This is a genomic window from Acetomicrobium flavidum (assembly GCF_900129645.1).
Classification (GTDB): Bacteria; Synergistota; Synergistia; order Synergistales; family Acetomicrobiaceae; genus Acetomicrobium; species Acetomicrobium flavidum.
The window spans coordinates 64,496-85,337 of sequence record NZ_FSQZ01000001.1 but is presented as its reverse complement, the minus strand read 5'-3'; the positions used below and the strand labels follow the sequence as shown (position 1 = coordinate 85,337).

General features: G+C 48.0%; 18 protein-coding genes. 11 read left to right on the top strand and 7 right to left on the bottom strand.

The genetic code is table 11. From position 1 onward, the window contains the following. The first annotated feature begins 95 nt into the window (after positions 1 to 95). Entirely contained in the window at positions 96 to 1,103 is a 1,008-nt protein-coding gene (locus BUQ78_RS00405) for a 3'-5' exoribonuclease YhaM family protein (protein ID WP_014806875.1), read from the top strand. A 35-nt stretch (positions 1,104 to 1,138) separates the two neighbouring features. Further along, the gene (locus BUQ78_RS00400; protein ID WP_074198939.1) at positions 1,139 to 2,179 is read left to right on the top strand and encodes a dipeptidase; all 1,041 of its coding nucleotides are present in this window, start codon (positions 1,139 to 1,141) and stop codon (positions 2,177 to 2,179) included. Positions 2,180 to 2,255: 76 nt separating this feature from the next. Here BUQ78_RS00400 and BUQ78_RS00395 read toward each other — a convergent pair whose 3' ends face one another. Next, positions 2,256 to 2,780, bottom strand: a complete 525-nt coding sequence (locus BUQ78_RS00395; protein ID WP_318259409.1) for a nitroreductase family protein — start codon at positions 2,778 to 2,780, stop codon at positions 2,256 to 2,258. A 175-nt stretch (positions 2,781 to 2,955) separates the two neighbouring features. Between BUQ78_RS00395 and BUQ78_RS00390 the strand changes: the two genes are divergently transcribed. The 5 genes from BUQ78_RS00390 (at position 2,956) to BUQ78_RS00370 (ending at position 10,655) form a co-directional block, all read left to right on the top strand. Continuing rightward, positions 2,956 to 4,539, top strand: a complete 1,584-nt coding sequence (locus BUQ78_RS00390) for an OpgD/OpgG family glucan biosynthesis protein (RefSeq protein ID WP_074198938.1) — start codon at positions 2,956 to 2,958, stop codon at positions 4,537 to 4,539. Beyond that, entirely contained in the window at positions 4,527 to 6,914 is a 2,388-nt protein-coding gene (mdoH, locus tag BUQ78_RS00385; RefSeq protein ID WP_084532108.1) for a glucans biosynthesis glucosyltransferase MdoH, read from the top strand. Before BUQ78_RS00390 ends, mdoH begins: the two co-directional genes overlap by 13 nt. A gap of 90 nt (positions 6,915 to 7,004) precedes the next feature. After that, positions 7,005 to 7,736, top strand: coding sequence for an endonuclease/exonuclease/phosphatase family protein (locus tag BUQ78_RS00380; RefSeq protein ID WP_074198937.1), 732 nt, complete (start codon positions 7,005 to 7,007; stop codon positions 7,734 to 7,736). A gap of 25 nt (positions 7,737 to 7,761) precedes the next feature. Continuing rightward, on the top strand, positions 7,762 to 9,228 hold the full coding sequence (cls, locus tag BUQ78_RS00375) for a cardiolipin synthase (RefSeq protein ID WP_074198936.1): 1,467 nt from the start codon (positions 7,762 to 7,764) through the stop codon (positions 9,226 to 9,228). A gap of 29 nt (positions 9,229 to 9,257) precedes the next feature. After that, entirely contained in the window at positions 9,258 to 10,655 is a 1,398-nt protein-coding gene (locus tag BUQ78_RS00370; RefSeq protein ID WP_074198935.1) for an MFS transporter, read from the top strand. Positions 10,656 to 10,754: 99 nt separating this feature from the next. Here the strand turns inward: BUQ78_RS00370 and BUQ78_RS00365 are convergent, their stop codons facing one another. Beyond that, positions 10,755 to 11,009 carry a hypothetical protein gene (locus tag BUQ78_RS00365; RefSeq protein WP_074198934.1) on the bottom strand — a complete coding sequence of 85 codons (255 nt, stop codon included), beginning with the start codon at positions 11,007 to 11,009 and terminating at the stop codon, positions 10,755 to 10,757. A 106-nt stretch (positions 11,010 to 11,115) separates the two neighbouring features. Here BUQ78_RS00365 and BUQ78_RS00360 point away from each other — a divergent pair, with 106 nt between their 5' ends. Next, complete coding sequence (locus BUQ78_RS00360) at positions 11,116 to 11,769, top strand: lactate utilization protein (protein WP_074198933.1); 654 nt, start codon at positions 11,116 to 11,118, stop codon at positions 11,767 to 11,769. 64 nt (positions 11,770 to 11,833) lie between these two features. On the opposite strand, the gene BUQ78_RS00355 is transcribed toward BUQ78_RS00360, so the two are convergent. From BUQ78_RS00355 to BUQ78_RS10095, 5 genes are all read right to left on the bottom strand, one after another. After that, on the bottom strand, positions 11,834 to 12,943 hold the full coding sequence (locus tag BUQ78_RS00355) for a DmpA family aminopeptidase (RefSeq protein ID WP_074198932.1): 1,110 nt from the start codon (positions 12,941 to 12,943) through the stop codon (positions 11,834 to 11,836). A gap of 113 nt (positions 12,944 to 13,056) precedes the next feature. Continuing rightward, on the bottom strand, positions 13,057 to 14,007 hold the full coding sequence (locus BUQ78_RS00350) for a DMT family transporter (RefSeq protein WP_074198931.1): 951 nt from the start codon (positions 14,005 to 14,007) through the stop codon (positions 13,057 to 13,059). A 59-nt stretch (positions 14,008 to 14,066) separates the two neighbouring features. Beyond that, positions 14,067 to 15,518: a TrkH family potassium uptake protein gene (locus tag BUQ78_RS00345; RefSeq protein WP_074198930.1), complete on the bottom strand. Its 1,452-nt coding sequence runs from the start codon at positions 15,516 to 15,518 to the stop codon at positions 14,067 to 14,069. A gap of 5 nt (positions 15,519 to 15,523) precedes the next feature. Continuing rightward, positions 15,524 to 16,120 carry an NAD-binding protein gene (locus BUQ78_RS10100; RefSeq protein ID WP_318259407.1) on the bottom strand — a complete coding sequence of 199 codons (597 nt, stop codon included), beginning with the start codon at positions 16,118 to 16,120 and terminating at the stop codon, positions 15,524 to 15,526. Between the two features lie 35 nt (positions 16,121 to 16,155). After that, complete coding sequence (locus tag BUQ78_RS10095; protein WP_318259406.1) at positions 16,156 to 16,899, bottom strand: NAD-binding protein; 744 nt, start codon at positions 16,897 to 16,899, stop codon at positions 16,156 to 16,158. A gap of 117 nt (positions 16,900 to 17,016) precedes the next feature. On the opposite strand from BUQ78_RS10095, the gene BUQ78_RS00335 reads away from it, so the two are divergent. Genes BUQ78_RS00335 through BUQ78_RS00325 form a run of 3 tightly spaced genes read left to right on the top strand, consistent with a single transcriptional unit; the run spans position 17,017 to position 20,818 of the window. Further along, a complete protein-coding gene (locus BUQ78_RS00335; protein WP_074198929.1) occupies positions 17,017 to 18,006 on the top strand; it encodes an asparaginase in 990 nt (329 codons plus the stop codon). Between the two features lie 24 nt (positions 18,007 to 18,030). Beyond that, positions 18,031 to 19,032, top strand: coding sequence for a hypothetical protein (locus BUQ78_RS00330; RefSeq protein ID WP_074198928.1), 1,002 nt, complete (start codon positions 18,031 to 18,033; stop codon positions 19,030 to 19,032). A 31-nt stretch (positions 19,033 to 19,063) separates the two neighbouring features. Beyond that, a complete protein-coding gene (locus tag BUQ78_RS00325) occupies positions 19,064 to 20,818 on the top strand; it encodes a carbon starvation CstA family protein (RefSeq protein ID WP_074198927.1) in 1,755 nt (584 codons plus the stop codon). The last annotated feature ends 24 nt before the right edge of the window (positions 20,819 to 20,842 follow it).

Here is a 20,842-nt window from a genome sequence, read left to right as displayed (position 1 = left end):
TAAAATGTCCAGGTGGCGTTTGCCATTTATTAGTGGTATAAAATGTAAAGCGTAGGGATTCACGGCGAATTTTTCACGATATTAAGGTGGTAATGATGTTGGACGATATTTGTGTGACCATCAATGACATAAAGGAAAATTTAAAGCCGGGAGAAAAGTTTAAAGCGGTAGGGGTGTTAACATCAGCAAGACTAAAGCGCGATAAAAACGATCAGCCTTATTGGGATCTTGCCGTCATGGATGCAAGCGGTACTTTAAATGTCAAGGCATGGTCAGACACGAAATGGTGGGATGCCCGCCTGGGAGAAAAGAAGGCCTTGGATCAAGACCAGTTGGCCGAGATTGAGCGCATATCAAGACAACCCGTCGGGATATTGGGCGTAGTTACCAAGTTTAAACAGAAGCTCCAGTATCATGTCAACCAGATCTACTTGCTTAGTGCGGATAAATATCCTCCCGAGTCCTTCATGGAAAAATCACCCGTTCCCATCGAGCAGATGGAGCGCGACTTTTGGGCTATAGTGGACAGTTGCGGTGAGCCTGTCAGAACATTGCTGCACGATTTCTTTGACGACGAGATGTGGGAACGCTTCAAGGTGGCTCCTGCAGCGGTTAAAAATCATCACGCTTACGTTCACGGCTTGATTGAGCATACCCTTGACGTCACTAAGGCTTCCAGGGCCATAGGGTCCATCTATTTAAACAAGGGCTTAAAGATAGATATGGATATACTCACGGCAGGAGCCCTGCTTCACGACATCGGCAAGTTAAATGCCTACTCCATTGACCTGGCTCCGCAAATCACGCTTCAAGGTGCCGTCATCGATCACATTCCATTGGGTTATTTCACCTTCATGGAGTTTGCCAAAAGGTTCAATTTCGACGAAAACGTCATCTTGGCTATAGGCCATATCATAATCAGTCACCATGGGAAAAAGGAATATGGTTCTCCGGTTTTGCCAAGCACGCCGGAAGCCTTGATAGTTTCTGCTGCAGACGAGCTGGACTTTCTCGTCTACTGTTGGAATTCCACCCCGCCGGCTGACGAGCTTTCCCTGTCGGAATACAACGGGGTGGCGCAGCGCCGTTTTTGGAAATCATAAGCCTGCTAGTATATTAACAAATTGGAGATGATCAAATGACGGTAAATCGCGAGCATATCGAAATGGCAAGGGCGCTTCACGAAAAGCACTTCGTCTCGGATGCCCACTTTGACCTATTGCCACTTATATGGGATAGGCGCCAAAGGGGAGAGACCAAGGTCATGGAAAATCGTTACATCCCTGCCTTCAGACAGGGAGGCGTAAATTTGATTGTCTCCTCTCTTTTCGTCTCTAACGAATATCTTCCCGAAATGGCACTGAGGCGCGCTCTGGACTATATAGGCGTACTTCACGAGGAAATTGAAGAAAGCCCCGGCCTTTTTTCGTTGTGTCGCAGCGTAAAAGAGATAAAGGAAGCAAACTCAGCGGGCATGGTAGCTATAATGCTTTCCTTTGAGGGCGTTGAGCCCATAGGCAACGATTTAAACTTATTGCGTATATTCTACGAGTTGGGCGTGCGGGGCGTTGGGATAGCATGGAGCAGGAGAAATTACGCTGCCGACGGTTGTCACTTCGAAGCCCGGGAAGAGGGCCAAAGGGGAGGGATAACCGATTTTGGAGTCAAGCTGATTCGAGAGGCGGAAAAGCTTGGCATGTACATCGACGTAAGTCACCTAAATGACGAAGGCTTAAGCGACGTATTAAAGTTTTACGATAAACCAGTGATTGCCTCTCACTCCAACTGCAGAAATCTAGCGCGATCCATGCGCAACCTGACGGATGAGCAAATACTGCAGATTGCCCAAAGAGGTGGCCTCATGGGCATGAATTCCTGTAGCGAGTTCGTCAAAGACGCGAAGGAAAAAATTGGTGCAGCCGACCTGGCTGATCACATCGAGCACATTTATAAAATAACGGGATCATTTGAGCACGTTTGTTACGGCTTCGATTTTTGCGACGAATTTCGAGAGCTCTCCCCATCGCCAAAGGAAAGCCCTAACTACGACTGCATAAAAGGGCATGCCAGAAGCTTCGAGCTTACTGCCGAGCTCATCGCAAGAGGCGTGAAGGAAGAGGATATAGCCAAGATAATTGGAGGTAACTTCCTGCGTTTCCTCGAGCGCACTATAGGCTAGATGTATTGGAAAGTTTGTTGCGACGGCAGGAACTTAGGGCAAATTAGCCGTAAGTCCCTTACCGCCGCGATATTGTCTACCACCTATTGACGTGTATCTTATCCCACCTCAGCTTCTCTGAAGGCGTAGGGTCCTTCTTTTCATCGGGATAGCCTAAGGCCACAAGACACACTACCCTACACTGCTCCGGTATGTTTAAAACTGACTTCACGTAACTTTCAGCGCTTTCGTCATCGGAATGCATTCGATTTCGTATCTGTATCCAGCACGAGCCCAGTCCTAAGGAAAGAGCGGTAAGCTGAACGATGATGGCAGCTATCGATGCATCCTCTATCCAGGTGTCGTTTACGTCTTCTCGTCCGATCACTGCCAGGCAAAGGGGTGCTCCCTTGAGAAAATAGGAGCTTTGGCCCCTTACCTCCGACAGCTTGCCGATCGTGTCTTTGTCATCTACAAAGACAAATTCCCAGGAATGCAAGTTCTTGGACGTAGGGGCTCGAAGGGCTGCTTCCTTCAGCAGGTCTACCTTATCCTTCTCTATGGCGACGTCCTTAAAATGCCTGATACTTCTTCGTTTTCTCAGAAGCTCTATCAAGTCCATCCCTCCTTAAACCTTGCGCCTTGATTTGGCTTTCTTTCGGATAATTTTACGCCGTTTATCGGATGCTTTCAGATCTAAGGAATATATGGTATAAATGCAAACGATCAAAAGGATTTAAATTATCCATGATTTTCATAGTCCATGTTAAAAGCATGGCATGGAAGGAGTGCGTTTGATGAAGCCGCGAACTATTTTAGCCATAGTTGCTATTTCGCTATTGAGTATAGCATTTGTTTTTGAGACACCTGTAATTTACGGTAGCTCTAAGGTGAGTGCCAACCAGCTGGACCGCCTGGAAAAGGAGGTTTGGAAGAAAGCCCGCGACCTTTCGTTGTCCCCATATCAGGAGTCTGTCGGTAAAATCCCAACCTCTTTGAAGGACCTCAACTACGACCAATGGAGAGACATAAGGTTTAGGCCTGAAAGATCGGTCTGGCGCGGCAAGAATTCGCTTTTCGAGATCCAGTTCTATCATTTAGGCTTTCTGTACAACGTTCCCGTAAAGATCAACTTAGTGACGCCCGAGGGCGTAAAACCCTTCCCCTTCGATCCCAACCTCTTTGATTACGGCAAAAACACTTTGCCGGTGCACGAGTACAAGGACATAGGATTTGCAGGTTTTAGGATTCACTATCCTTTAAACAGGAAGGATTATTATGATGAACTGATCTCCTTTTTGGGTGCAAGTTACTTTAGGGCTCTGGGAAAGGGACAATGGTATGGCATGTCAGCGAGAGGTCTTGCAATAGGCACGGCATTGCCTAAGGGCGAGGAGTTTCCCTACTTCAAGGAATTTTGGATCGTAAAGCCTCCGCGAAGATATGACAAGATCACGGTTTACGCATTGCTTAACAGCCCAAGCTTGACCGGGGCTTACAAATTTTACATACAGCCCGGAGAAAAGACGGCCATCGATGTCAAGGCGTCTATCTTTAGAAGGAAGGACGTAGAAAAGCTCGGCATCGCGCCGCTTACCAGCATGTTCTATTACGGCGAAAATACCGTTAACCGACCTGACGATTATCGCCCTGAAGTGCACGATTCCGACGGTTTGTTGATCGCCTACGAAAATGACAAATGGGAATGGCGGCCGTTGCAAAATTCAGCACGCCTTAACATAGTTGACTTCCCTGCAACCAATGTTAAGGGTTTTGGACTGCTGCAGCGCGACATAACCTTTGACCATTATCAGGACTTAGAAGCCAGATACGAGCTTAGGCCGAGCGTATGGATCGCTCCCAGGGGCAGATGGGGAAAAGGCCATGTCGAGCTAGTGGAAATACCAACGACTTGGGAGACGACGGACAACATCGTGGCCTTTTGGGTCCCTGAAGAAATACCTCCTCTGGGCAAACCAATAGATGTCTCTTACAGGATGAGTTGGCATCGACCAATCGGCTCTCCCCATGGGCTGGGTTACGTCGTTTCCACTCGTACTGGCAAGGGAAGGGATAATGACACGAGACTTTTTGTGGTCGATTTTAAGGGAAGATCCATTGAAGCCATACCGGCAAGTACCGGACTTACTGCCGTTGTCAACGTGTCCGAAGGAGCTGAATTGGTTGAAAAGATCCTGATGAAAAACGAAGCTACCGGCGGATGGAGATTGTCATTTCAGGTACGGGCCAAAGGCGGCAGCGCCATAGAGCAACTGCAGCCTGACAAACGTCCAAAGATAAAGATCGAGGCCTATATCAAGAAAGGCGACAATCTGCCTGATGTATTGACGGAGACGTGGAGCTACCTATGGCAGCTATAACGTTAAAGCTAACCAGGCGCATACTTGCCTATGTTTGGTTATTGGGGGTAACGTCTACCCGCTCCTTGGAGATTGCGCTAAACGTCATGCGCAAGATTTCCTTAATTACATCGAACTTTTTCGATGAGCTTGCCGGTGAACTTTTAAATGGCATTTCAAACGACGATAGCTTAATAGATGACCCACGATGGCCGGGCATCAGCAAAAATGTCTTGTCGAAGCTGCTGAACGATGGATATGGAGGTCTGACTTCGACGCCGCCCATAAACAGGTCATCGATGGTTCCCAAGGGGTTTCTGGTCAGCCTTTCCAATTTGTTTGAACTTCCAGCCAGCAAGGCTTTTTGGGAGACCGTGGCCAAAAGGCGACGCAGGCTTTTTGCAATACTAGTGATTGCCTCTACGGCTCTGGCGACATATCTCATGAGTTTAATCATATATTTCAGGAGCAGGGCCCTCTTAGGCTACCTCATGCTTTTTGCCTTTGCCGTCCTTTTTGCCTGGATATCGGTGGGCTTTTGGACGGCCCTTGTTGGCTTCATATCGGTCCTTCGGGGCGTGGATCGTTACGCGCCCAAGGCCAAGGTGCGCGGGATAAAGGATGACACGCGCGTTGCTCTAGTGTTTCCCATCTATAACGAAGATGTCAACCGCGTCTATGCCGGGATCGAAGCGACTTATCGTTCCCTTGAGCGAACGGGCAAGTTGAAGCATTATGATTTTTATGTTTTAAGCGACAGCAATGACCCCGATTCATGGGTGTGTGAGGAGTTGGCCTGGGCCGAATGGTGCGAACGCCTGAAGGCAAAAGGCAAGCTGTTTTACCGGCGAAGGACCAGAAACGTAAAGAAAAAGAGCGGTAATATTGCCGATTTTTGTCGAAGATGGGGCAAAAATTACAAGTACATGATCGTCTTCGATGCCGACAGCGTCATGACCGGTGATATATTGGTACAGATGACGGCGATTATGGAGGCTAATCCCAAGGTAGGGATACTGCAAAGCGCACCAAAGGCCATTGGCAGGCGCTCGCTTTACGGTAGGATACAGCAATTTGCGACTTATGTGTACGGCCCTATATTCGCTGCCGGTTTAAGCTTTTGGCAGCTTGGCGACGCGCAATACTGGGGACACAATGCCATCATCAGGATTAAGCCCTTTATGGAAAACTGCGCCCTTCCCGTTTTGCCTGGAGATCCTCCCTTTGGCGGCGAGATATTGAGCCACGATTTCGTCGAAGCCGCCCTGATGCGAAGGGCGGGCTACGAGGTTTGGCTTTCCTACGATTTAGATGGCAGCTATGAGGAAACTCCTCCTACCTTGCTTGAAGAACTGTCGAGGGATAGGCGTTGGTGCCAGGGAAATTTACAGCACCTGAGGCTTTTCCTGCTAAAGGGGATCATTCCCGCCCATCGATTTCTCTTCTTAAATGGCGTGATGATATACGGATCGGGGTTGCTTTGGTTTTGCTTCATATTCATGAGTTCCCTCCAGGCCCTGTTGGATGTTTGGATTGAGCCCGTCTACTTCCCTGCCGAGTACGCCCTTTTCCCCGAATGGCCTGTATGGTATCCTGGATGGGCGATTTTCCTATTCATAGTGACCGTCGTGTTGCTATTTCTTCCGAAATTGCTGGGTTTGTATTTGGTCATAGTCAAAAAAAAGGCAGGACTTTTTGGGGGAACCGGCAAGCTTGTGTCAAGCGTTCTTCTTGAGACGCTTTTTTCGGTGTTTTTTGCTCCAATAAAGATGTTATTTCACAGTAAGTTCCTTTTGTTGGCGCTGCTTGGCAAAAAGGTCGGTTGGGGCCCGCAGGAAAGGTCCGACGTGGGCCTCAGTTGGAGGCAAGCCTTAAAGTTTCATTGGAAGGATACGCTCATAGGCCTGTTATGGGGTACAACTTTGTGGATCGTTAATCCTGCATTCTGCATATGGCTCTCGCCTATACTAATCTCATTCGTGCTGTCGATCTTTCTTTCCGTTTGGACCAGCCGGCCAACTGCGGGGGAGCTCTTCAAAAGACATGGAATTTTCTTGACGCCACAGGAGATGGATCCGTCGCCAGAGATGAAGGTTTTGGCTGAGGTGTTGGCAAATCCGCCTTTGCCTGCTGACCAGGACTTTAAATTGGCTCTTTTCGATCCCTGGGTTAATGCATTGCATCGAAGCCTTTTGCGCAAAAGGGGGAGGTTGATGCCTAAAGTTCTAAAAAAAGCCCTAAATGCCATCGACTCGAAAGAGGTTTTGAGCAGAAGCGAGATTATGGCTCTGCTACGCTCCCCCGTCATGCTCTTTGAGCTTCACAAAAGGGTCTGGGAAAGTCCCGAGGACAAATTTATAGAAAAATGGTCGAAATACCTGTCGCGGATTCAATGATGGCCCGACAGCTTGCCTTAAATGATCAAAGGAGTTAATATATCTTGTAAAATTTTCAAAAGTAAAAGTTTATGGGAGGAACGTTTGGGAATGCGCTTTGTGCTTTATAATATTCGTTACGCCACCGGAACTGGGTGGGATTATCATATCCCCTTTCCCTTTTGGGGATGTTTTAGAAAGACCGAAAAAAATTTTAAAGATATCTCTAGCTTCTTGATAAAGTTAAATCCAGACATCGTCGGCCTGGTCGAATCCGATGGAGGTTCCTATAGGCAGAACGGTAAAAGCCAACCTAAGGAAATGGCCTCGCAAATCGGAGGGATGCCTATCTTTTGCTGTAAATACTACCCTGAATCCTTCATTACCAAGACGCCGATTCTCAAGTCGCAGGGCAATGCTGTCGTAACCAAGATCCCGCCAGTCAGCCACAAGGTGAGGTACTTGAGTTACGGCGTAAAGAGGGCTCTTCTGGAAGTGGAATACGAGGACTTCGTCTTGTATTTGGTCCACCTTTCCCTGGGGCGTAAGGCCCGTACGAAGCAACTGGAGGAGTTGGCAGAAAGATGCATGTCGTCCAAAAAACCTGTAATATTAGCAGGAGATTGCAACACCTTCGGCGGCGAAGATGAGCTGTTCCCCTTGATCGAACGCGTCGGGCTCAAAAATGCAAATTCTGACCTCATGCCCACTTACCCTAGCTCATCGCCAAGGATGTTGCTTGACTTCGTCTTGTATAGCCCTGAAATAAAGGTAGATAATCTATTCATTCCCAAGGTGACGTTTTCTGATCATCTGCCGCTCGTGTGTGATTTTTCTCTTTAAATTAATTATCCTGAGGTAACAGGATATGAATGACGATATTTCGATGTTACTCCTTTGGTTATACAATGCAACCTCCTTTTGTATCCGCATTGGCATGCTCTGCTATGTCCCCTTGAAGCATGAGCCGCCTACTGCCATGGCCTGGCTTTTGGCCATCAACATATGGCCGTGGGGCGGATTCATCCTCTATTCGCTCTTTGGCTCCACGGGACTTCCCAGAGAAAGGCTAAGGCGTCGCATGAGGCTATTGTCGGAATTAGGCGACATGCTTCACAACTTAAGAGTGCATGTGCTAAATGAGGTCAACAACCCTGCCCTAAACGAAGATCAAACGAGGATCAGCCGCATGGCCTACAAGATGGTGGATATGAGCCCGGTGGCTGGTAATTCCGTTTTGCTTATAAGCGACCCTGAGGAATTCTTAGATCATATGTGTCGTGATATAGATAACGCCAAAAAATACGTCAACTTGCTGTATTATATATTCTCATACGATAAATTGACCGAAAAGCTCTTTGACGCCTTGGAAAGAGCCGCCAGACGGGGCGTCGAATGCAGGTTGCTTGTCGATTCAGTGGGCTCAAAGGCCTTCCTGAGGCGGCACGCACATATATTGCGAAGAAGCGGCGTAAAGGTTGCGGAGGCTTTGCCTGTAAGGCTTCTCAGGCGGACGCCCTTCACGGCCCGTTACGACATAAGAAACCACAGAAAGATCGCCATAATAGACGGGTTAGTCGCCTATACGGGCTCCCATAACGTCATAGAGCCTTCCTATAACAATAAGGCAAAGGGCCGCCTCTGGCATGACCTTTCGGTGAGGCTTACGGGTCCCGTGGTAATTCAGCTCCTGGCGGTCTTTTATGAGGATTGGTACGTAGAGACCCATGAGGATTTGCCCTTTGATCAATTGCTGCACTTTCTTCCCGATCTTAATGCCACAGGAAGCGCGATTTTACAGACCGTCCCGAGCGGTCCGTCGATGCAGCTGCAAAACTATCAGCGATTGATCGTGTCGGCCTTGATCAACGCTAAAAGACAGGCCACCATCACCACTCCATATTTCATTCCCGACAGCGAGACGATGCACGCCATAGAGACAGCCCGCATAATGGACGTCGACGTAAGGCTTGTGATACCTCAGCGAGCAGACAAGGCCATAGTAGGGGGCGTTGCAAGATCCCACTTTACCCCCCTACTCAATATGGGAGTCAAGATATATCTTTACAAGAATGATATCCTCCATTCCAAGACCGTTACGATCGATGACGAAGTGGCCTTTTTGGGGACTAGCAACTTCGATATTCGATCCTTTGCTCTCGATTTCGAGGTTGATATGATCTTCTATAGCCCGGATGAGGTATCCCGGATCGTTGAGGCTCAGGAGATGTATATAAGAAATTCGAAACTATTGCACCGTCAAGAGTGGGAAAAAAGGCCGGCCATAGAACATGTTATTTACGGAATTACCAAGCTCTTCAGTCCATTATTTTAATTATTTGAATCCAAAGAGAGGTATGATTCGTGGCCAATTCTTCATTTAAAAGGACCGTCCTCTTCGTCTCTGCAATAGCTTCCCTCTTAGGACCGCTTATGATATCGACGGTGAACGTTGCTTTACCGGTTATCGGCAGATACTTCGATGCTGACGCTGCCACCCTCGGTTGGGTGGCTACTTCCTACATGTTAGCCACAGCTGCTGCTTTAGTTCCCGTTGGAAGGGCGGCCGATATAGTGGGCAGGAGAAAAATCTTTCTCCTTGGCGCTGCCCTTTTGGCCTTCTTTAATTTCCTTGCCTTATTTTCAGCAAATTTGACCTTTCTCATCCTTTGCCGTGTATTGCAAGGTATAGGAGGAGCTATGATAGTAACGACATCTATAGCCATACTTGCCTCTGTTTTTCCACCCGGAGAAAGAGGAAGAGCCATGGGAATAAACACAGCTGCGACCTATTTGGGATTATCGTTGGGACCTTTTTGCGGTGGCATTTTAGTGCAAAACTTTGGATGGAAGAGCATCTTCGTTGCGACGGGAATTTTAAGCCTCTATGTATTTTTTACGATTCTTCGCCATATTAAAGGAGAGTGGATCGCCTCCCCAGAAGAGCCCTTCGATATTGTAGGCAGCCTGCTATACGTCGCTTTCTTATTATTCTTCATGTATGGTCTCTTCTTAGTTCCTCAGATAAAAAGTTTGTATTTTGTCTTGACAGGGATCATATTTGCTTTGGTTTTCTTAAGATATCAGTTGGTGGCATATAATCCGGTGTTTAATGTGAGGCTCTTCTTGAGCAATCGAAGTTTTGCCTTTTCAAATTTGGCTGCCTTGATCAATTACGCGGCAACGGCATCGGTAGCTTTTTTATTGAGCCTTTACCTCCAATATGCAAAGAATATGTCGCCCCAATTAGCAGGGATTGTTCTTGTGCTGCAACCAGCAGTTCAAGCTGGGTTTTCTCCCTTGGCCGGGCGACTGTCCGACAGGGTTGAACCCCGATTTATAGCTTCGGCGGGCATGGCCTTGACGGCTTTGGGTTTGTTTTTATTATCGAGATTAAATTACGATACCACCATTTTGTATCTGGGCTTCACGCTATGTTGTCTTGGCTTTGGGTTTGCACTTTTCTCATCGCCCAACGTTAACGCCATTATGAGCTCTGTCTCCAACGAGCATTACGGTACGGCATCAAGCTCCTTGGCAACCATGCGACTGATCGGTCAGACGATGAGCATGGCGATGGCAACAGTGATATTTTCGATAATGCTCGGCAAGGAACAGATAGGCACGGAGAATCTTGATCTCTTCTTGGAAAGCGTTAATTTGGCATTCGTCATTTCTGCCGTTACGTGCTTGGTTGGAATTTATTTTTCCTATGTCAGAGGCAAGATACATGTCGATAAGGCAAAAAACAGCCTTGCTTAAAAAGTAAAGCTATTTATTAAAAATGCCAGCCCATACTATGGTCAAAGGATCTGCCATGAGGCTGGCATTTTTAATACTTATGATTAAAGATGAATTTTGTTAACCCCAGGCCTTTTTTTCGCTCTCCTGTAAAGCCTCAAAAAGTAAAGAGATCGTTTTTTGCTTTGCACGTACGGCTTCCATCAGCTTCTTTTGGATGGTTTCGTCATCGATCATGTGCCAGGTTGCGGCCAGTTCGCTCATGGAGTCCAGCTCTTCCGCCAAGGTCTCCCTTAACATCTCTGCTATCTCTAGAGGGTCATCCGTATGGGAATGGATGTGTTCGTGTTCTTCGTCGGTCACTATCTTACACAATGTTATTCACTCCTTTGTTGTAAATTACTTCGCCAATTAATGTTATCATTTTAATAGCTACAGTCAAGTTGAAGCAACTTCGTTCACAATCTGAGGGGGGATTTGTATGGCTGATTGGGAAGCTTTCAGAAAGAGGCATTACGAGCTTTTGGGCAGCGCTATCGTCAATAACCTCAACAAAAAAGGTTATAAAGCCGAGTACGCAAGAACCGCTGTCGAGGCCAAAGATAAGGTGTTGGAGTTAATACCTAAGAATGCAAGCGTAGGCATTCCGGGAAGCGTCACCGTAAGAGAGTTGGGCTTGCTTGAAGAGCTTGAAAAAAGGGGCAACAAGATCGTACATCACTGGGATCCAAACCTCGCAGGGGCAGAACGCATTCAAAGGTTGCAGGAAGAGCTGCTCTGTGATGTGTTTTTGACCAGTGCAAACGCAGTAACCATAGATGGCACCATGGTCAACATTGACGGCAACGGCAATAGGGTTGCCGGCATGGCTTGGGCGGCGGGAAAGATCATTTACGTCATAGGGATAAATAAGGTCTGCCCCGGGGGCCTTGAAGCTGCGATTGCCAGGGTTAAGAACTTTGCTACTCCACCTAACGCAATGCGCCTTAATATCAAAACGCCCTGCGCATCCCTTGGCTATTGCGTCGACTGCGATTCACCCGAGCGGGTTTGCCGTGCCATGCTCGTGCTTGAAAGGGCGCCTCAGGGCAGGCAATCTCACGTGATCATCGTGGGAGAGGTCCTCGGATTTTAGTGAAGTAATTTAAGCATAAGCGGGCCATCGCACATTTGATGCAAGGTCTCGATGGCCCGCTTATTTATTCAATACTATAATCACGAAGAATCCTGACTAACTTTTGGATGTCTACCGCTTCGCTAATGTTTCCATCGCGCCCAACTGTCGTTTCAGCCTTTAAGATGGAGTTGATTACTGCCTCTTCAGCGGTTTCTACCGTCGCTAAAAATAGTGATGAGAGCGCATCGTTGGTCATCGCTACCCCTTGAAGGGTAACGTCGGTTGGTTCGTGAGGTATGGTTGTGGCTGTAGAAAAGGCTATGAAAAAATCTCCAGAACCATTGCTGCCGTAAAATCCTGTCCGGGCAAGCCCCAGCACTGCCCGTTTGGCCACGCGTAAGAGATGTCTTTGATATAAAGGGGCATCTGTCGCTGTGATGACCATGACGGAGCCTCCGGGATCTTTGAAGGGAATGTGCCCTAACTTTCTACCTACGGGAGCGCCGTTTACGGTAAGTAGCCCATCAAAATTGGTAAGCACGAGAACGCCGACCGTGAAACCGCCCAAATCTTGTGGCAACACACGAGACGACGTCCCAATGCCGCTTTTCCACCCCATACAGGAGCTTCCTGTCCCGGCACCAACTGCACCCTCCTTTATCTGCCCTGACTGCGCAGTGGTTAAGGCTTCGAAGACGTGTTCCTTCTTTACATGGCGTCCTTGAATATCATTTAAAAAACCGTCGTTTATTTCGCCAACTACGGGATTAACGGTACAGGTATCAATTCCTATTTCAGGATTTTCCTTCATCATCCATTCTATTAGGGCGTCTGCAACTATCGGGGCGTTTAAGGTATTTGTCAAAAGGATAGGTGTCTCTAAATTGCCGAGTTCATTGACCTGGTGCAATCCGATTGACTTGCCAAACCCGTTAAACACAAAGCTGGCAGCAGGCACTTTTTGCTTAAACATGTTGCCATCGTGCGGCAGAATCGCCGTCACTCCTGTTCTAATCGGGCCTTTGCCCGGCGTAAGCGGTCCGTGGCCTTGTATTAACGTGCAATGACCCACCAAAACGCCCTTGACGTCGGTTATAGCGTTATATTTCCCTGGCGAAAATACGCCTATATGAATGCCAATATCCCTGGCTCTCGGACGTTTATCCTTAGTGATTCTGACGCTGTCATTCAATGGGATCGCTCCTTATATGACAAAACAAGTTATTTTTATCATTTAGCTTTGTTTTTAGATTATTGCATCTGTTTCGCTAGCCCTTTTGCATCGAAGCCAAGCAGACATACCCCTTACCTGTCGCGACTTCCGTTAATGTCACACAATGTCATGGCGTCTTCATGTGAAGAATGATGAAATTTCTTCGTCAGGAACGCCTCAAGTTCCGTAAGTACGACACCTGCAAACACTACCATTCCGCCAAGGATGACTTGAAAGTTGATCAATTCTTCGCCTATCAGGTAAGCAAACATGTAACCGGAGGGGCTTTCCAGGGAAAGAAGTACGGCAGCGTGGATCTCGGGGCTGTAACGTTGGGCGACGGTCTGGATCAGAAAAGGAATGACCGTTACGAAGACGGCCACGTAGAGAATGCCAAGCCAGGCTTTGGATGGCACTTCTCCGAAGGGAGGTAGGGGCTCCAAGAATAATGCCAGAACAGTCAGGATTAAACTTGCTGAAGCTATCTGCACCACGGTTAGCGCTATGGGGTCCATTTTTCTGCTTAGGTTGCCAACGAATAGCACGTGCAAGGCACATCCAAAGGCCAGCAAAAGAGAAAGATAGTCGCCAAAGTTGAAGCTCATTCCGGGAGTGAATGCCATGATCAAAAGGCCTGCGGTGGTCAAGAAAGCCCCGGCTGTAGCTATCAAAGAAGGCATTTTTCTGTAGATAAGGGCATATATAAAAGGCACCATCACAACGTTGCTTCCTGCAATGAAGGATTGCTTGCCCGGCGTGGTGAAAAGAAGGCCAAATATATGGGCTATAAAAGTTGAAGCCAAAAGGCTTCCGAGCAAGAATCCCAAAAAGACATCTCTGCGGCTTAGAAGGGGAAGCCTTGACCTGAATATCAAGGCCAAAATCCCGGCGCTCAACATAAACCTTACGGACAGCAACCATAGGGGCGACATGAACTTGAGCAGCCAGTTGGTTATCCCAAAGCCGGACCCCCAAAACATGGCCGCCACGAATAGTGCCGCATCCGCTAAAAGTACTGCCTTCTTGCTTTTAAGCTCGAGCATCTCATTCACCCATACATTGGATTTGCGCCGTTGTATTTATTGTACATCATTGGGCGAGGTTATCTCTTCCATGAATCGGGCAAAAATAGGGCTATCATTGGATATAGTTCAAGACGTCCAAAGAGCATGCAGAAGGACAATATCCATTTAGCAGGTGCAGCAAGGGCAGAATAATTATCCATGGGACCGACTGCGCCCAATCCCGGGCCAACGTTTCCCAACGTTGCAGCCACAGCCGCAACTGACGATATAAAGTCCATTCCCATGAGCGATAACAACAGAAACGATACGACAAAGACAGCGAAGTAAAGCACGAAGAACGCCGAAATGGAGAGGGCTATTTCTTTTTCTACCGTATTGTTGTTGAGCCTCATGGCATAATGGGCGCGCGGGTGAAGCATTGTCTTAAGTTCGATGCTAAGATGCTTAAGCAAAATTAAAAGCCTCACTACCTTCATGCCGCCGCCCGTAGAGCCTGCACAGCCGCCTATGAGCATCAAAAGGATGAGCAGAAGTTGAGCGTAAGCCGGCCATTGTTCAAAATCCGCCGTTACAAATCCTGTAGTGGTCATGATGCTGACGACCTGAAATGAGACGTAGCGGAGGGCATCGCTGATGCTGCTATAGATGTGGTCCTTAAGCAACACAAGAGAGATCGTAGCAATTGATCCTAAGACGATGTAAAGATAAAATCTGAACTCCTCATCCTTCCACCAGGCAGTGAAATCTTTCTTTAACATTCTGTAATGCAATGCAAAGTTTGCACCCGATATGAACATAAATACGGTGATCACGACATCCACATAAACCGAATTGTATTGTCCGACGCTGCCATTTAAGGGAGAAAATCCGCCCGTTGCCACTGTTCCAAATGTATGGGTAAGCGCATCAAAAATGGATAGACCGCCGAAGTACAAAAACAAAGTTTCCAAGATGGTTAAAAATACATAAACCCCCCATAAAAGAAGGGCCGTATGATGAATCCTCGGGGTTAATTTTTCAGGCACAGGGCCGGGAACTTCCGCATGAAATAGCTGGCGTCCGCCCACTCCTAAGAATGGGAGTATGGCTAAGCCAAGCACTATAATGCCCATGCCGCCCAACCAGTGAGTTAAGCTTCTCCAAAAAAGAATTCCTCTGGGGTTTGCCTCTATGTTTGTCAGGATTGATGCTCCGGTCGTAGTGAAACCGGAAACGGACTCAAAGAAAGCATCCGTAAAAGAAGGCGCTGATCCCGAAAGCCAAAAAGGCAAGGCGCCTATGGCGGAAACGACCAACCACGATAGCCCAACCGTTACCAGTGCTTCCTTTGGCCTCATGTCTTCGGAAGCGTTGTTGCCCCCATATAAAAGCAAAACCACGCCCAGGGCAATTCCTATTATCATAGAAGTAAATATCGCCCCGACGTCATGCGACCTGTCTAATACAGCCCATACGAGCGGCCACAGCATGAAAAAAGACACGACCTCAACTATGAGACCGAGAACCCTTAGTATGATCTTAAACCTCATAGCAGTTAATCCTTTTCTTGTTTTATGAACATGTGCAAAATTCGTTCGTCATTTGGAGCTTTTAAGTAAAGCAAGACCCTGTCGCCCTGTTTTAACGCGGTCATGCCGTTTGGAACGAATATATCCTCGCCACGTTGGACCAACACGACTATGGCCATAGGAGATATATGCAGGTCCATTATTTTCTTTCCAACCACATAGGCGTCTTCGGGTATGATCAAGTCAACCATCTCTGCATTTAACTGCTTTATAGTGGACATGATTGCTCCCTTTGTACGCAAAGTAACATAGCGCATTATCGCACCTACTAATGCCTCGTGGGGGTTTACCATCGCATCAAGTAAAAGCCTGCCCTCAAGTTTTCTGTAAGTATCGTTTCTTACGATCGCGATGGACCTTTTTGCTCCAAGATCCTTTGCTAATATGGCTGCCAATATGTTAAGCTCGTCATTGGCCGTCGTTGCTACAAATCCGTCAGTCTCGTCGATGCCTTCGCTTAGCAACACGTCTTCATCGACTATGTCTCCTTGCAGGATCAAGGTTTTGCTCAATTCCTTGGACAGGCGCTCGCATTTTTCCGGGTCAAGATCTATTAACCTCACATCAACGTCTTTATGATGGATCTCAAAGCGTCTAGCTATTTGAAAGCCAATTTTACCCCCCCAGCGATCATAATGCGCCTCAACCTGAAAGAATCTTCAATGCCAAAAAGCCTTTCGAGTAAATGGGCATTTTTCTTCAAGGTAACTACGTAGCACAGGTCTCCTTCCTTTAGTACAGTGTTGCCGCGGGGGATAAATCCTCCCTCTCCTTGACGATCTATGTATACGATAAGTGCATCCACGTCGGGACGCAGATCTTTTACCTCCTTCAAGGGACGGCCCTCAAGGAGGGCGCCCTTTTTTACCTTCATTGCATAGAGGCATGCAATGCCGTTCCACAGTTCGTCAGAAACAATGACCGAGCGCATCGACAACATATCTTCGATGACCCCCGCAACTGACCTTTCCGGCGATATCATCTCATCGATGCCTAGTGCATCAGCCCAAATGCGGCTGTCGGTGAACTCTAAGCTCCGAGCCCTGGATATAACATGTTTTACTCCGGCCTTTTTGGCGATCCAACAAGATAGGATATTGACCTCGTCCCTATCTGTGCAGGCTATTAGCAAATTCACGTCTCCGCCTTGGTGAACCCCGGCTTGTGCCAACACCTGTGGTCTTGCTCCGTTGCCGGTTACTACCATGACGTCAAGCATCTCGTCGATCCTTGCGGCACGATCCTCGTCCTGTTCTATCACTATGACGTCGTGTCCCTGTTCGACTAAATTCTTTGCCACTGAAAAACCGACACTGCCTCCGCCCACCACAACGGTCCGCAAATATGATCACCCTTCCCTTTCTTTTGCCTTGCCTCGGGTATAATATTCTATCACTACAGTCATCTTTTGTAAGTCAAAAAGTGTTAAACTTGTACGTACGTCGAGGAGGTGGTTGGGATGCCGGAACGCCCTAATGTACTGGTTGTAGCTGCAGGGGGAACGATAGGCATGACGTATGATGAACGTGCGAAAAGTTACGCTCCAACCCTGGGTGCAGGTGATATGCTGGCTTGGTTTAAGGATAAGAAATTACCGTGTGATGTTAGCGTACTGGACTGGAGTCGCCAACCTAGCAGCCATTACAACATTCGCATGATGGCCGACCTCGTGGAACTGCTTAGAAAACAAGCCGGCCAAGGGATTAACGGCATAGTCGTAACGGCAGGAACGGATTCCATCGAGGAGATGTCATATCTGGTAGATCTTCTTTGGCCTTACCCCTACCCGGTCATATTTACCGGGTCCACGCTGCCCTCGGACCAATTGGGTTCCGACGGTCCTTTGAATTTATATCATGCCATCCTTGCCGCCTCCTCGGAATGCACCTGGGGGTTAGGGGTCTTGATATGTTTTCAGGATCAACTCTTTGCAGCAAATGAGATATGCAAGATCAGCAACTTCAAGAGAGATGCCTTGGCTGCACCCTATCGCGGGCCTGTTGCCGAGATAGTGGCAAACAAGATACACATCATAAAAAAACCAAGGCGTGGCAGAGCAATAGAGGAAATGGTAGTACCCGCCAAGGAGGTTGAAATCATCTGGGCAACGCTTGGCGGCGGCGAAAGGATGCTTAAACTGCTGGCCGAGGACGAAAGCTTGGAAGGGTTGGTCCTGGCGGGCTTTGGTGCAGGTAACGTAAACCCTGCCTGGGTCCCACAGATAAGGCAGATCATCAGACGTAACGTACCTGTAGTGGTCACTTCAAGGTGTCTTCGCGGAAGGGTCGTGACGTCTCACGGCTACGAGGGAAGCGCGCAAAAGCTAATTGAATTTGGAGTCCTTTCGGGAGGAAGCCTCACCCCCCTGCAAGCGCGATTGAAACTTGCCGTGGGCATTGGCATGCACCTTACCGGCCGCGACCTTCAAAAATATCTGTTGGACGAATGATGACAAGGAAGGGTGGAGACGTTTATGGGGGACGAAGCGATCTTATTGCTCTTTGACGAAGAGCATCCTTGTTGGGACGAGGAAACCGTGAGGTTAGCCGGAGAGGACAGCGAAGGCTTGAAACGATTAGAACGTTCGGGCTTGCTTGAAAAAAGGGAAAATATTTACATTTTGACGGAAATGGGCCGCAAGGCTTACATCGACCTTTGCAAGGGCCAATTTGTCGAAGCAAATCCCGGCATGGCTCCTGAAAAGCCTTCGGATCAAAGGCGGTCCTTATGGCGCACCAGGCTTCAGGTTTTACTGGATAAAAGCTTCATTGCACGATGGGGGCTTAAGGAGTTTCATCCGGGCATTGCACTTGAATACGTGCCGGGATTAAAGGGAGAAGAAATCGTTTCGCTTAAAGGTTGTGACTTAAAGTGGACCTACCTATCAAACCCGGAAGTACAAAGGATAAAAGCTCACTTTTCCGTTACGGGTTTAAAGGCAAGGGAGTTGAAACCTCATAGCTTGGATGAAATCCGTATGTGGCTTGAGGAAAACAATATATCGCGTGAATGCTTCACAGTAGACCTGCTTTTCCTGTCGCGATACGATTTTGCCTACTACGTACAATTCCCAAAGCATCCCAACGACAGGCTCGGCTTGGTAAATGCCGACAGGTTCTTTTTCTTTAAGGCCTGCCCTCCTTTTAAAGATAACTTGAGAAATTTCGTTGAGACGATAGGTCAAGTGCATCTTTACCTGATGAACCAACGGCACATGCACCTGCCGGGATACTTCGACCTGGACCTAGCCGATCAGGATTCGCTGAGTTGGATCACCTGGATTACGGAAACCGAGGAAGAGGCTTTAAGCCTTGCTGGTTGTTTTAAGCCCTTCGGCCAATCGCTAATAGAGCCTGCAAAGCCAATGGATATATGGATCATAAGCACGGAAAAGCTTAAAGAGATTAGAGAAAAACAGGAGACGCTTTTTGACCTTTTCTCCATGATAGCCCATCCGGTGGCAAGAACTGTATAGATATATAAATATAAAAAGGAGGTTTGAAGGGGTGAACACATCGACTTTATTGATAATTGGAATCGTCATTTATCTCGTCTGCTATTTATGGTACGGTAAAAGCCTCGAACGAAAGGTCGTCGGGGCAGATAATTCCAGGCCAACCCCTGCGCATTCCAAGTTTGACGATGTAGATTTCGTTCCCTCACATCCGGCAGTTTTGTTTGGACATCACTTCGCTTCAATTGCAGGCGGAGCGCCAATACTTGGTCCCGCGTTGGCCATGGCCTGGGGCTGGTGGGCCGGTTTGCTTTGGATTTGGTTTGGAAACATATTGATAGGAGCAGTCCACGACTATTTGGCCATCATGGCCTCGGTGCGACACGAGGGAAAATCGATCCAGTGGATAGCCGGCAAAATGATGCGGCCGCGTACTTCTTACCTTTTTCAAGTCTTCGCTTACCTTACGTTGGTCTTGGCTTTGGCCGCCTTTGCCACATCCCTTGCATACCTTTTTATTGCCCGCCCAGACGTGGCGAGCATGTCCATGTGGTTCATAGTAGCTGCTGTCATAACGGGCCTTTTGCTCTACAAATTACGGATCAACTTCGTATTGGGAAGCCTTTTGGGTATTCTGCTCACTCTTGGAGCCATATGGCTGGGATTCTTGACGCCGCTGAGCATCAGTTATAAGGGGTGGTTGCTCGTATTTTTCTTCTATATGATGGCAGCTAGTGCCTTGCCGGTGTGGATATTGCTTCAACCGCGAGATTATCTTAACTCCTATATACTCGTCTTCGGCCTTGTCCTGGGAGTAGTTGCCCTGATCTTTGCAGGAGCAAAGATGGAGTTAGCGGGTTTTTCAAGTTGGAGCCCGAATATCGTCGGGGGAGTACCGTCTCCCTACTGGCCCGTCGTTCCCCTGATAATTGCCTGTGGTTCCCTCTCGGGGATACACGGGCTTATTGGCTCAGGAACAACCTCCAAACAGCTGGACAAGGAGACTCAGGGCCTTATCGTAGGCTATGGAGGCATGTTGACCGAAGGATTGCTTTCTTCGGTCGTAACGGTGACCATCGCTGCCTTCGGCTTGCTCGTATTTAAGGAAGCAAGCGGAAAGCTCTCAGAAATCGGCGTAGTGGCTGAAAGCTTAAAGGAGCCTCTCTATCTTGGTAAGAATTATGTGAAGGCCATAGGAGCCGTTGGGGGTCCCCTGGGAATTTTCACGGAAAGCTACGGAAGGCTTTTCGAGCAGGCCTTTGGCATTTCAGCCCAGGCAGGGACGATCTTTTCGAGCCTGTGGGTTTCGGCCTTTACCCTTACGTCCATGGACACGGGAAACAGGGTGTTGCGCTTTGCCTGGGAAGAGGTGTGGGATCCGCTCAAAAGCCGAGGGGGAAGGCTTTACAGGGCTATTACCAACCGTTGGCTGGCATCGGCTATACCATCGGCTTTGAGCGTAGCCCTTGCTTGGGGCAAAGCCTATAACGTGTTGTGGCCCGCCTTCGGTGGCGCAAACCAAATGCTTGCAGCCGCCACTTTATTAACGGTTGCTCTGTGGGTGTTGCAGCTAGGCTCTGCTCCCAAGGGACACGTCAAGTTTATAATTGCCTGTGCCGGAGCTTTATGGTTTACAGTCTTTGCTGGGCTTTGGTGGTTCCTGTTTGCCGTGCCATCTTCGCTCTTAGTGCGAGGATTCGTAGTTTTGGAGATCCTTTTAGCCCTCATATTCCTATATGATTTTTATCGTTCGCTACAGAATACATCTTCTCTAAAAGCAAAATATCCCGAGACAATAAAGCTTTAAATTTACAGCTCCAGTGAGGATTAT

What these genes read in the sequence shown, in the direction of transcription:
- BUQ78_RS00395 (WP_318259409.1), bottom strand. Translation starts at nt 2,780, where the DNA reads ATGGACTTGATAGAGCTTCTGAGAAAACGAAGAAGTATCAGGCATTTT.
- BUQ78_RS00330 (WP_074198928.1), top strand. Translation starts at nt 18,031, where the DNA reads ATGGGGGACGAAGCGATCTTATTGCTCTTTGACGAAGAGCATCCTTGT.
- BUQ78_RS00380 (WP_074198937.1), top strand. Translation starts at nt 7,005, where the DNA reads ATGCGCTTTGTGCTTTATAATATTCGTTACGCCACCGGAACTGGGTGG.
- BUQ78_RS00360 (WP_074198933.1), top strand. Translation starts at nt 11,116, where the DNA reads ATGGCTGATTGGGAAGCTTTCAGAAAGAGGCATTACGAGCTTTTGGGC.
- BUQ78_RS00405 (WP_014806875.1), top strand. Translation starts at nt 96, where the DNA reads ATGTTGGACGATATTTGTGTGACCATCAATGACATAAAGGAAAATTTA.
- BUQ78_RS00350 (WP_074198931.1), bottom strand. Translation starts at nt 14,007, where the DNA reads ATGCTCGAGCTTAAAAGCAAGAAGGCAGTACTTTTAGCGGATGCGGCA.
- BUQ78_RS00400 (WP_074198939.1), top strand. Translation starts at nt 1,139, where the DNA reads ATGACGGTAAATCGCGAGCATATCGAAATGGCAAGGGCGCTTCACGAA.
- BUQ78_RS00335 (WP_074198929.1), top strand. Translation starts at nt 17,017, where the DNA reads ATGCCGGAACGCCCTAATGTACTGGTTGTAGCTGCAGGGGGAACGATA.
- BUQ78_RS00345 (WP_074198930.1), bottom strand. Translation starts at nt 15,518, where the DNA reads ATGAGGTTTAAGATCATACTAAGGGTTCTCGGTCTCATAGTTGAGGTC.
- mdoH (WP_084532108.1), top strand. Translation starts at nt 4,527, where the DNA reads ATGGCAGCTATAACGTTAAAGCTAACCAGGCGCATACTTGCCTATGTT.
- BUQ78_RS00390 (WP_074198938.1), top strand. Translation starts at nt 2,956, where the DNA reads ATGAAGCCGCGAACTATTTTAGCCATAGTTGCTATTTCGCTATTGAGT.
- cls (WP_074198936.1), top strand. Translation starts at nt 7,762, where the DNA reads ATGAATGACGATATTTCGATGTTACTCCTTTGGTTATACAATGCAACC.